The following is a 12,029-nucleotide window of genomic DNA, read 5'->3' as shown; positions in this document are numbered from 1 at the left end:
AAAAATATTAATGGTGGAGACTAGCGGGATCGAACCGCTGACCTCCTGCGTGCAAAGCAGGCGCTCTCCCAGCTGAGCTAAGCCCCCATTATTCAAATAAGAGTCGGGAAGACAGGATTCGAACCTGCGACCCCTTGGTCCCAAACCAAGTGCTCTACCAAGCTGAGCTACTTCCCGTATATAAAATGTAATTAAAAATATAAAATGGCGCGCCCGATAGGAGTCGAACCCATAACCTCTTGATCCGTAGTCAAACGCTCTATCCAGTTGAGCTACGGGCGCATTTTTTATAATATATATGGTGCCGAGGACCGGAATCGAACCGGTACGGTAATCACTTACCGCAGGATTTTAAGTCCTGTGCGTCTGCCAGTTCCGCCACCCCGGCAACATAAAAATAAAATGGAGCAGAAGACGGGATTCGAACCCGCGACCCCAACCTTGGCAAGGTTGTATTCTACCGCTGAACTACTTCTGCATTATTAAAATTGGAAAACTGATGAGCCATAGAGGATTCGAACCTCTGACCCTCTGATTAAAAGTCAGATGCTCTACCAACTGAGCTAATGGCTCATAGCTTTAAGATGGTGCCGGCCAGAGGACTTGAACCCCCAACCTACTGATTACAAGTCAGTTGCTCTACCAATTGAGCTAGGCCGGCTCCTAAATGGTGGAGAATGACGGGTTCGAACCGCCGACCCTCTGCTTGTAAGGCAGATGCTCTCCCAGCTGAGCTAATTCTCCGAATTATATTGCCTGGCAACGTCCTACTCTTGCGGAACGTAAGTCCGACTACCATCGGCGCTAAAGAGCTTAACTTCTGTGTTCGGCATGGGAACAGGTGTGACCTCTTTGCCATTGTCGCCAGACAATATATTACTTATTTAATTAAGCGGTTTTCAATAACTCACTTAAATTATTTTAACTTGTTTTGTTAACATTTGCAATGGTCAATTTTACACTCAGTTAAAATCTTTTTTACAAATGTGTAACGCGTTCTTTTTGACGACCCTTTAATATTACTACTTTATGAATCGTTTGTCAACACTTATGTATCATCTTTTTTGATTCTTTTATAATCATACAAAATCTCTCATAAAACGTTGCTTTATTTCGTAGAACAATTAACAATTATACAGGGTTTTCAAAATAATGCAAGTGGTTTTTCAAACTTTTTTAAAGTTATTTACATTCACTGCCTCTTTCTCATCTGATTGCTCTATATTACCGCTTTTCAATGCATTATAAAAGCAGGCGGCCTTCTGTTTAAAAGGCTGCCTGCTTCTTGATTTCAATATTAATTTCATCTTAATATCGCTGCTGATCTTATTTTTGACGCATGTATGGGAATAATAATACGTCGCGAATAGATGGTGAGTTTGTTAACAACATTACTAATCTGTCGATACCGATACCTAGTCCGCCTGTTGGAGGCATACCGTATTCAAGTGCTTCGATGTAATCTTCATCCATCTCATGCGCTTCGTCATTACCTTGTTCTTTTTCTTTTAATTGTGCTTCGAAACGTTCTCTTTGATCGATTGGATCATTCAACTCAGTGAACGCATTCGCATGTTCGCGTCCGACAATGAATAATTCAAAGCGATCTGTAAAACGAGGATCTTCTGGATTTTTCTTAGCCAATGGTGAAATTTCAATAGGGTGACCATACACGAATGTAGGTTGAATTAAAGTTTCTTCTACTTTTTGTTCGAAGAATTCATTTAAAATATGACCGTACGTCATGTGATCTGTAATTTCGATACCATGTTCTTTTGCTAATGCACGTGCTTCATCGTCAGATTTAACATCATAGAAGTTTACACCTGTCGCTTCTTTAACAGCATCTACAATATGCACACGTTTCCAGTCAGATTCTAAGTCGATTTCATAATCTCCGTAAGGTACAACTGCTGTACCTAATACTGCTTTAGAAATATGACGGATTGTACCCTCAGTAATATCCATGATGTCATGGAAGTCTGCATATGCTTCGTATAATTCAATCATAGTGAACTCAGGGTTATGTCTAGTTGACACACCTTCGTTACGGAATACACGTCCGATTTCATATACTTTTTCTAAACCGCCGACAATCAAACGTTTTAAGTGCAATTCGATTGCTATACGCATATAAAGTGTCGCATCTAACGCATTGTGATGTGTTACGAATGGACGTGCTGCTGCACCGCCAGGAATTTGATGCATCATCGGCGTTTCAACTTCTAAGAAACCTTTGCTGTTTAAGTAATTACGCATTTCTTGAATGATTTTACTGCGGTTGATAAATGTTTGTGTACTTTCTTGGTTAGTAATCAAGTCTAAATAACGTTGACGATAACGTTGTTCAATATCTTGAAGACCATGGAATTTGTCCGGTAACGGACGTAATGATTTTGTAAGCAAGATGAATGATTTAGCTTTTACGCTTAATTCACCTGTGTTTGTTTTGAACATAACACCTTCGATACCGATAATGTCGCCAAGGTCAGCCATTTTCCAAATATCGAATTGTTCTTCTCCGACTTGGTCTTTACGTACATAAATTTGGATTTGTCCTGATAAATCTTGCACATGCGCAAATCCTGCTTTACCTTTACCGCGTTTTGTCATTAAACGGCCAGCAATCGCTACATGGCTTTCATCTTCTTTTTCTTTTAATTCATCTTTAGAGAATTCTTCCCATTTTTCATGTAATTCAGCCGCACTTGCTGTACGATCAAAGCGTTGGCCGAAAGGATCAATTCCTAAATCGATTAATTCTTGTAATTTTTGACGACGGACCTGCATTTGGTCATTCATTTCTTCTGACATGTTATCTCTCCTTTAAGCTTCTTGAGTTGCTTTAGCTGCAGTGGCTTCTTTTTGGAAATCCTGCAGTATATCAATCATTTCTTGTTCAGTGTTGGCTTGATTCAATGCTTTACGCGCTTTCCCGTTACCTTTCACACCTTTAAGATACCAAGATGCATGCTTGCGCATTTCCATAACGCCAACCTTCTCACCTTTTAATTCTACTAGTCGGCGCAAATGTAATAAAGCAATTTCTACTTTTTCTTTCACTGTAGGTTCATCCATCAGCTCGCCAGTCTCTAAATAATGCACTGTACGATAAATCATCCAAGGATTACCTAAAGCTTCGCGGCCGATCATTACCGCATCTACACCTGTTTCTTCCAGCATTTTTTCAGCAAGTTCCGGACTTGTGACATCTCCGTTGCCGATAACAGGAATATTAACCGCTTCTTTCACTTGTCTGATAATATCCCAGTCTGCTTTGCCTTCATACATTTGGACACGTGTACGGCCATGCAGCGAAATCGCTGATGCTCCGGCACGTTCTGCTGCTTTAGCATTCTCCACTGCATAAATATGGTCTTCGTCCCAGCCGATACGCATTTTGCATGTCACAGGTTTGTTTACTTTCTCTACTACGGCTGAAACCATCTCATATATCTTATTAGGGTCAAGCAGCCATCTTGCTCCGGCTTCGCAGCGGATAATCTTATTAACAGGGCAGCCCATATTAATATCGATAATATCTGCTGTCGTATTCTGATCGACATAAACTGCCGCTTCAACTAAACTTTCCTTTTCACCGCCGAAAATCTGCAATGATAACGGTCGCTCGTTTTCATCGATATACAACATATTCATTGTTTTCGGGTTATTGAATAAAATGGCTTTGTCGCTTACCATTTCGGCACATACTAATCCTGCGCCGAACTCTTTAACCGTCAGTCTGAATGCAGAGTTGCACACACCCGCCATAGGCGCAAGCACGACTCTGTTGTCGATTTCGACATCTCCAATCTTCCACATAATAATTACCTCTCAATCTATCTCTCGCATTTAATGAAATTTCTTCACAGTTTCGTCTGGAACAGTTATCTCTTTAATCTTTTTCTGCGTTCTCGGCTCTACCTTGTCCGGCGCAATCTCTTGCAGCGGAATCAAGACAAAAGCACGTTCTGTCATTCGCGGATGCGGAATACTCAAATCTTTTGTTTCAATAATCTCATCGCCGTATAATAATATATCAATATCTAAAGTACGCGGACCCCAACGTTCTTTGCGTACACGATGCAATTGCTGTTCTATCGCTAAACCGCGTTCTAATACTTCATGCGGTGATAGTTCTGTTTCTATTTTTATACATAAATTCAAAAAGTCAGGTTGATCCACATATCCGACAGGTGCTGTTTCATAAAATGAGGAAACTTTGATAACTTCTATATCTTGCTGTTCATCCAGCAAATCGATGGCTGCTTTTAATTGCGCTTCTCTATCTCCGACATTGCTGCCGAGTCCTAAAAATACTTCAGTCATTTTGATTCACCCTTGTTATCTCTATTCCCACTCCGTCATAATGGCCTGGAATAGGTGGTGTTTCTTTCGTAATTCTCACTTTAGTTTCCAATACCCGATTATAGTGTGAATTTATACGTTTTGCAATAAGTGCTGCGAGATGTTCGAGCAATTTTTTAGGTTCCCCTTCCATCACAGACTTAACATCATTATAGACTTCAGCGTAATTCACAGTATCCATAACATCATCTGATTCTCCTGCTGCTGTTAAATCTGTCTTCAACTCGACATCCACTACAAAGATTTGTCCGATTTCATTTTCTGCTGCTAAGACACCATGATAACCATAGAATCTCATACCGTTTAAAAATATACGATCCTTCATCGTTCATTCTCCTTTAAGTAATCGATACCGTGCGCAATACGGGCATTCATTTTCACATTATGTACGCGCACCGCTTGCACACCTTTCATGACACCATAAGCTGTCGTTGCTGCAGTCATTTCATCTCGATCTTCTGGCCCGTCATCTTCCCCCATCATTTCTTTGATGAAACGTTTGCGGCTTGTCGCTAGCAAGACTGGATATTCCGTCGCAACTAATTCGTCCAATCTTTCCATTACTTCACGTTCTTCTGCTCTGCTTTTCGCAAAACCGATGCCTGGATCCAACCAGATTTTATCAGTCGCAATACCAGCTGTTTCAGCTCTATGCGCTTGTTTTAATAAATAGACCAGCATTTCATCCATAATCGGCGTTTCTCGTTTGCCATCGCCGTTATGCATCAATACAATTTCAGCATCATATTGTGCCACAGTCTCAAACATTTTAGGGTCGTATAAGCCTGCCCATTGATCATTAATCATCGTAGCACCAGCTTCCAATGCCTGTTTTGCGACTTCACTGCGAAAAGTATCGACAGACAATTGAACATTCAGCTCAGAGAGTGCTTTCACTACAGGAATCACACGTTCCAACTCATCTTCAAGTTCTACCTCGCTGTGGCCTGGACGTGTAGAAACACCACCGATATCAATGATATCTACCCCTTCATCCATCATAACCTTAGCGCGTTCAACCGCCGCATCAACAGAATTATATTTTCCGCCGTCAGAAAATGAATCAGGTGTTACGTTTAAAATACCCATTATTTTTGTATGTGCCATGTCTATCTCCCTTTCACCATAACTGTGTTATATTATATCAAATTTTTGATTAATGACCGACCCCGAGTGTTCGATCAAGACCTTCAATAAAAAAACTGCCGTGCAATTCCTCAAAGAGGAATTTAACCGGCAGTTGTGATACTATCTCATTATTTTTCTTCGAAAGAATATAAAGGTGTTGATAGGTAACGTTCACCATTACTTGGTAATACAGTTACAACTGTTTTGCCTTTACCTAATTCTTTTGCTTTTTGAATTGCAGCATGGATTGCAGCACCAGAAGAAATACCTGCTAAGATACCTTCTTCTTTCGCAACTTTGCGTGCAGTTTCCATCGCAATATCGTTGCCTACTTTAATTACTTCGTCATAAATTTCAGTGTTCAATGTGTCAGGAACAAAACCTGCACCTAAACCTTGTAATTTATGAGGACCTGGTTCTCCGCCGCTTAATACAGGTGAGCCTTCAGGTTCGATAGCTACAATATCAATGTCAGGATATTTTTCTTTTAACACTTTGCCTGCGCCTGATAAAGTACCGCCAGTACCTACACCTGCTAAGAATGCATCGATTGTGCGGCCTTCGAATTGTTCTACAAGTTCAGGACCAGTTGTTAGTTCGTGAATACGAGGGTTAGCTGGGTTTTCGAATTGTTGCGGTTCATAGTAACCGTATTTTTCTTTTAATTCTTTTGCTTTTTTGATTGCGCCTTTCATCGCTTCTGAGCCCGGTGTTAAAACAACTTCTGCACCGTAAGCTTTTAATAAGTTGCGACGTTCAAGACTCATTGTTTCAGGCATTGTAAATACAGCTTTATAACCTTTTGCTGCTGCAACGAATGCTAAACCGATACCTGTGTTGCCGCTTGTAGGTTCAACAAGTGTGTCTCCTGGTTTGATTTTACCGTCTTTCTCAGCTTGTTCAACCATTGCTAATGCGATACGGTCTTTAACTGAGCCGCCTGGGTTTTGATATTCTAACTTAACGTAAATGTCAGCTGCATCTTCAGGTACAACATTGTTTAATTTAACAACTGGTGTATCCCCAATAATTTGAGTAATGTTATCTACAGGTTTCTTTGCCATAAAAAACGCTCCTTTATTCTTGAAAGTTATTTAAATAAGCTACCAGAACCTTGTTATCCATTACACCCCAAAAACAACGCCATTCTGATACTTAAATATATGATTTTATTTCTACTAAACCTTATCTATCTCATCGGATATTGTTATTTTATCAAACTTGTATGACATTCTACAAGTTCATTGTCTCTACTCTTAATTATTTCCTATTTTGTAAAAAAGAAACCTTTTGAAAAATCAGCTGAAAAAAGCAAAAAAGCCAGAGCCTTTTATGCCCCAGCTTTAAAAAATATTTATTTTGCTTGCAGCTCTTCAATCAAACCTTGAAGTTCCGCTTCACTGTAATGATATTTCGAACGGCAGAAATGACATTCTGCTTCTGCCCCGTGATCTTCATCAATCATGCTTTGGATTTCCGCTTCGCCTAACCCTTTGATCGCATTCAAGAATTTTTCATGACTGCAGTTGCATTCAAATCTTACCGGTGCTGTTTCTAAGAATTTCACATGCTCTTCTCCCAAAATTTCAATTAACAATTCTTCAGGAGACAAGCCTTGGTCGATTAATTGAGAAACAGGTGTCATGTGTGTAATTGCCTGTTCTACTTTTTCGATTGTTTCTTCTTTGGCATTCGGCATAACTTGGATGATAAAGCCGCCTGCTGCTTTGATTGAATTATCCGGATTGACTAATACACCTAGTCCTACTGATGAAGGAACTTGTTCACTTGTCGCATAATAATATGTGAAGTCTTCACCTAATTCGCCTGAAACAATCGGACTAGATCCAGAGAAGTAATCTTTCATACCGACATCTTTAACTACTGTTAAGGTACCATCTGTACCTACAGCACGGCGTACATCCAATTTGCCCTGGTCATTAAGCGGGAAGTGTGTTTGCGGGTTCGTTACATATGCACGAATATCCCCTTTTGCATTAGCATCTGCGACAATACGTCCGATTGGTCCGTGTCCGTCTACTGTTACAGTTAATTTCTGATCGCCTTTTAACATTGCGCCCATCATAGCTGTCGCAGTCATCGTACGGCCTAAAGCCGCTGAAGCAGTCGGCCATGTGTAATGTCTTGTTTGTCCTTCTTGCACTGTATTCGTAGTGACTGCTGCATAAGCTCGGATATCACCATCAAATGCTAGTGCCTTTACTATATAATCTTGAGTCATTTGAGCTACTCCTTTTTCCTTTGAAATTTCTATTTTCACTGCGTCTGCATGTTCATTTCAGCTTAAAAAATCTCTTTCTGCGTATTCCTAATCATAGCAGAAAGAGATTTTAAACTACATTATTTAGTTTCAGACAATAGAACTGTCTTATTTGTCAGTACGTCTGTCAGAATCATCAGCATCATGGTTATCATGCTTTGTTTCATCTTCAGATGATTCATCTGCATGAGTAGATCCATCTTGATGTGCTTCTTCTTCTTTTTGACGTTTTTCTTGTTCATCTAATTCAGCATCTTCTGCTTGGTGTTTCTTGTCATCTTCGCGCACTTCATCAAGGATTTCGTCGTAAGATTTTCCGAATTTGCCTTCTTGGAATTCTTCGCCGCCTTGTTTCACAACTTTTGCATCTTCATAATTCACTTCAGGCAATTTGCCTTCGTAGAATAATGAATGGATTTGTTCGCGAACCAATGTTTCCTCTGTTAACAATGTCTTCGCAATCAATTTAAGCTGATCTTCGTGCTCAAGCAAGATTTGTTTACAACGTTCATATTGTTCTTTAATGATACGTTGAACTTCTTTATCGATTTCATATGCGATTTGACCAGAGTATTCTGGTTCGCCTTGCATATCTTTACCTAAGAAGACTTGACCGCCGCTCTTCGTAAACTGCATCGGTCCGAGTTTCTTACTCATACCGTATTCAGTTACCATTGAGCGCGCAATTTGTGTTGCACGTTCGAAGTCGTTTGAAGCACCTGTAGACACTTCATTAAAGTTGATATCTTCAGATACACGACCACCGAGCAATCCGCAAATCTTATCAAGCAATTCTGGTTCTGTCATTAAGAAACGATCTTGCTTAGGCAGCATCATTGCATAGCCGCCTGCTTGACCACGCGGTACAATCGTAACTTTATGTACGACTTCCGCTTCATCCAGTACCATACCGATAATTGTATGACCTGCTTCGTGGTGTGCAACGATATTGCGTTCTTTTTCAGAAATAACACGAGATTTCTTAGCTGGACCTGCAATAACACGGTCAGTTGCTTCTTCAATATCTCGCATATCGATTTTCTTCTTGCCGTCGCGCACTGCAATTAATGACGCTTCGTTCAGCAAGTTTTCTAAATCGGCACCAGAGAAACCTGGTGTTCTTTGCGCAATCGCTTTTAAGTCTACTGTTTCATCAAGCGGTTTGTTTCTGGCATGTACGTAAAGAATCGCTTCACGGCCTTTAACATCCGGACGACCCACTTGAATTTGACGGTCGAAACGACCTGGACGAAGTAAGGCTGGATCAAGGATATCAGGACGGTTTGTTGCCGCAATCATGATAATGCCTTCGTTTTCGCCGAAGCCATCCATTTCAACTAATAATTGGTTCAGCGTTTGCTCACGTTCATCGTGACCGCCGCCGACACCGGCACCACGTTGACGACCCACTGCGTCAATCTCATCAATAAAGATGATACAAGGTGCGTTTTTCTTCGCATTTTCGAATAAGTCGCGGACACGGCTGGCACCGACACCAACGAACATTTCTACGAAGTCAGAACCGCTGATAGTGAAGAACGGTACACCCGCTTCACCAGCTACAGCACGGGCAAGCAATGTTTTACCTGTACCTGGAGGGCCCACTAAGAGTACCCCTTTAGGGATTCTTGATCCCATTTCCTTAAATTTCTTATTATCTTTCAAGAAGTCGACAATTTCGATTAATTCTTGTTTTTCCTCATCTGCACCGGCTACATCAGAGAAACGTACACGGCGTTTTTGGTTGTCGTACATCTTCGCTTTGGATTTACCAAAGTTCATCATACGTCCGCCGCCTCCGCCGCCTTGTGCTTGACTAAGGAAGAATATGAATAATAAAGCAATAACCAATACTGGAATCAACGTTGAAAGAATACTTACAAATACACTTTGTTTTTCTTCTTCTTTAACTGTAAATTTTAAATCTTTTTGTTTTTGTGCTTCATCTGTGACTTTCTGCAAGTCTTTTTCGTTATTATATAACATCGTTGAAGAATAATCTTCACCGTTCTTGGTCTTTCCAGTTACCATATAAACGTTCTGCTCAGGCTGGATTTCTAATGATTTCAAATCGCCTTTTTCGAGTTTTTCGAAGAACTGTGAATATGATAGTTGTTTCGGCATATTGCCGTTACCATTCAGCCAGGAAAATAAACCGAATATAAAAACGCCAATGATTGCGATTACAAGCACATTGCGAAAAGCTTTCTGCATGCGTTTTTTCCTCCTACTCCAATAATAAAACTAACAAAAATTGTAACACAATATAACTTTTAATGGCTAGTATTTCAACTTTGTAGAAAAAGTAAGCCATCTATGTTATTCGAATGTTTATTTGTTTTGGTAAACTTCCGGTTTCAACGCTCCGATGTACGGAAGATTACGATAATACTCTGCATAATCCAAACCATAACCTACCACAAATTCATCTGGAATTTTGCGGCCGACATATTTTGCTTCAATGTCTGCTTTACGGCGGTTAGGTTTATCTAATAACGTTACGATTTCTAACGAATTCACACGACGTGATTTTAACAATTCAGTAATCGATTTCAAAGTTGTACCTGTTTCAAGAATATCTTCGACAATCAATACATCTTTATTTTCGATTGAACTGCCTAAATCTTTTAAAATTTTAACTTCTCCTGTTGATTCTGTTCCGCCGTGATAACTTGATACATCCATAAAATCAATGGAAAGATGCGTATCAATACGCTTGATTAAATCCGACATGAACATTGCTGAACCTTTTAAGATACCTATACAAACAAGATTTTTATCCGCATAGTCCTCTGTGATTTTTGCACCTAATTCACGACAAATCTGTTGAATCTCATCTTCTGTCATTAGTACTTCTTTTAAATCGTCCTTCATTTTCGGCTACACTCCTATTTTTATTATCTCTAATTTCCCTTCGTATTTCGGTGCAGTGTACAATGTACCCACTGCGATAATCTCCCCTTGTTTATTCAGCAATATGGGCAACCGCTCACGTTCGTATTTCGGAACTTTGCGGTTGATCATCAAGCGATTGACTTTCTGATGGCCTTCTAAGTTGGGCAATACAAAACGGTCTCCAGGTTGTCTGGTTCGTATTGCTAATGGGAAGTCCTCATGCGCAATTTCATCATGAACTATAATTTGATATGTACCAAAATCATAATTGCCTGGTTGTAGCACCCGTTGTGTTGATAACGCTTCTTTTGTGAAACCCATTATTATAAATTTATCATACACAATTTGAATATTCCATTTATCTGACGAATAAATTACTGCTTGTGCTTGAGAATTTTCAATTTGCGCAAACCATGCTTCATAAGCATGTTCTGAAATCGGCGCTGCTTTTGTGTACCCTGCTAACAATTCATCCATTACAATTGTTTTTTGTGCATGGTTCAACGCATTAAATGCGGTGCGCTCAACAGAAATACTATGCTCGGTTTGAACTGTATGCTGTTTAAGAAATGCTGCTGCGTTTTGTTTTAATGCATCGAATTGTGCATCATGCCACGCTTTGAGCTTCAGCAGCTGCTCTGTATCCAACTGAGGATTCTCATTAATCATCGGAAAGATACGATTGCGGATATCATTACGCACATAATGATTATCTTGATTAGATGCATCTTCATAATAAGGCACTTGGTGTTGTGCTTGATAGACTTGAATGTCTGCTTTACTGACATTCAGCAGCGGACGTACTAAACGATAACCTTCTCTTTGCTCAACTGCTTCCATCCCAAGACGGCTTCTGGTTGTTCTTCCGGTCATCACACGATAAAAAATGGTCTCTAGCTGATCGTCTTGATGATGCGCTGTCATTAAGACATCTGCATTCAAAGCTTTGATGACTTCTGTAAACCATGCATAACGCTGCTGTCGTGCTTCATGCTGAATACTCTTACCTTGTTCTGTTAAGGCAGAAAGGTCTAGATGGTGTACGCGAAGCGGGATATGATGTGTTGTGCAATAACGGCTCAAAAAGGCTTCTTCCTCCGCTGAAGCGTCACGCAAACCATGATTGACATGCAAGACGGTCACTTGCCGATATGTATGTTGTAATTTCGTTATTAATAATTGCAGCAGCACCATACTATCTATACCTGTGGAAACTGCTACGACCAGATGGTCGTTTTTCGACCAGCCTTCTGTATAAATATTCATATCTGCACCTCTTCATTGGTTTGCTTAATGCTGTTGTGCTGACAGTGTGTATTGTTCCAAACATTAAAACTTTAAAATGACGAAAAAATAA

Annotated in this window: 10 protein-coding genes, 8 tRNA genes and 1 rRNA gene; all 19 read right to left on the bottom strand. The window is 40.1% G+C overall.

All coding sequences use genetic code 11. The annotated features are described in order from the left end of the window. Positions 1 to 11 precede the first annotated feature (11 nt). Positions 12 to 87: transfer RNA gene (locus tag C7N65_RS11745), tRNA-Ala, on the bottom strand. Positions 88 to 103: 16 nt separating this feature from the next. Next, a tRNA-Pro gene (locus C7N65_RS11740) sits at positions 104 to 177 on the bottom strand. A gap of 28 nt (positions 178 to 205) precedes the next feature. Beyond that, positions 206 to 282, bottom strand: a tRNA-Arg gene (locus tag C7N65_RS11735). Between the two features lie 17 nt (positions 283 to 299). After that, positions 300 to 388: transfer RNA gene (locus C7N65_RS11730), tRNA-Leu, on the bottom strand. 15 nt (positions 389 to 403) lie between these two features. After that, positions 404 to 478, bottom strand: a tRNA-Gly gene (locus C7N65_RS11725). A 22-nt stretch (positions 479 to 500) separates the two neighbouring features. Then, positions 501 to 573: transfer RNA gene (locus C7N65_RS11720), tRNA-Lys, on the bottom strand. A 12-nt stretch (positions 574 to 585) separates the two neighbouring features. After that, a tRNA-Thr gene (locus C7N65_RS11715) sits at positions 586 to 661 on the bottom strand. Positions 662 to 668: 7 nt separating this feature from the next. Further along, positions 669 to 744, bottom strand: a tRNA-Val gene (locus C7N65_RS11710). Positions 745 to 754: 10 nt separating this feature from the next. After that, positions 755 to 869 (bottom strand): 5S ribosomal RNA (gene rrf, locus C7N65_RS11705). A 457-nt stretch (positions 870 to 1,326) separates the two neighbouring features. Beyond that, entirely contained in the window at positions 1,327 to 2,814 is a 1,488-nt protein-coding gene (gene lysS, locus C7N65_RS11700) for a lysine--tRNA ligase (protein WP_105994628.1), read from the bottom strand. A gap of 12 nt (positions 2,815 to 2,826) precedes the next feature. Further along, complete coding sequence (gene dusB, locus C7N65_RS11695) at positions 2,827 to 3,822, bottom strand: tRNA dihydrouridine synthase DusB (RefSeq protein ID WP_105994627.1); 996 nt, start codon at positions 3,820 to 3,822, stop codon at positions 2,827 to 2,829. Between the two features lie 30 nt (positions 3,823 to 3,852). Then, positions 3,853 to 4,329 (bottom strand): 2-amino-4-hydroxy-6-hydroxymethyldihydropteridine diphosphokinase, encoded by a 477-nt coding sequence (gene folK / locus C7N65_RS11690; RefSeq protein ID WP_105994626.1) that lies wholly within the window; start codon positions 4,327 to 4,329, stop codon positions 3,853 to 3,855. After that, positions 4,322 to 4,693, bottom strand: a complete 372-nt coding sequence (gene folB / locus C7N65_RS11685) for a dihydroneopterin aldolase (protein ID WP_105994625.1) — start codon at positions 4,691 to 4,693, stop codon at positions 4,322 to 4,324. The genes folK and folB overlap by 8 nt, the downstream gene beginning before the upstream one ends. Next, positions 4,690 to 5,475 (bottom strand): dihydropteroate synthase, encoded by a 786-nt coding sequence (folP, locus tag C7N65_RS11680; protein ID WP_105994624.1) that lies wholly within the window; start codon positions 5,473 to 5,475, stop codon positions 4,690 to 4,692. The genes folB and folP overlap by 4 nt, the downstream gene beginning before the upstream one ends. A 149-nt stretch (positions 5,476 to 5,624) precedes the next feature. Next, the gene (gene cysK / locus C7N65_RS11675) at positions 5,625 to 6,560 is read right to left on the bottom strand and encodes a cysteine synthase A (RefSeq protein WP_105994623.1); all 936 of its coding nucleotides are present in this window, start codon (positions 6,558 to 6,560) and stop codon (positions 5,625 to 5,627) included. 290 nt (positions 6,561 to 6,850) lie between these two features. Then, positions 6,851 to 7,738 (bottom strand): Hsp33 family molecular chaperone HslO, encoded by an 888-nt coding sequence (gene hslO / locus C7N65_RS11670; protein WP_105994622.1) that lies wholly within the window; start codon positions 7,736 to 7,738, stop codon positions 6,851 to 6,853. Between the two features lie 147 nt (positions 7,739 to 7,885). Further along, entirely contained in the window at positions 7,886 to 9,991 is a 2,106-nt protein-coding gene (gene ftsH, locus C7N65_RS11665; protein WP_105994621.1) for an ATP-dependent zinc metalloprotease FtsH, read from the bottom strand. A 117-nt stretch (positions 9,992 to 10,108) separates the two neighbouring features. Continuing rightward, positions 10,109 to 10,651 carry a hypoxanthine phosphoribosyltransferase gene (gene hpt, locus C7N65_RS11660; protein WP_105994620.1) on the bottom strand — a complete coding sequence of 181 codons (543 nt, stop codon included), beginning with the start codon at positions 10,649 to 10,651 and terminating at the stop codon, positions 10,109 to 10,111. Between the two features lie 6 nt (positions 10,652 to 10,657). Then, the gene (tilS, locus tag C7N65_RS11655) at positions 10,658 to 11,938 is read right to left on the bottom strand and encodes a tRNA lysidine(34) synthetase TilS (RefSeq protein WP_105994619.1); all 1,281 of its coding nucleotides are present in this window, start codon (positions 11,936 to 11,938) and stop codon (positions 10,658 to 10,660) included. Positions 11,939 to 12,029: the final 91 nt, after the last annotated feature.

The sequence above is a fragment of the Staphylococcus simulans genome (assembly GCF_002994445.1).
Taxonomy (GTDB): Bacteria; Bacillota; Bacilli; order Staphylococcales; family Staphylococcaceae; genus Staphylococcus; species Staphylococcus simulans_B.
The sequence above is the reverse complement of the archived record's forward strand: the minus strand, read 5'-3'. Positions and strand labels throughout refer to the sequence as shown.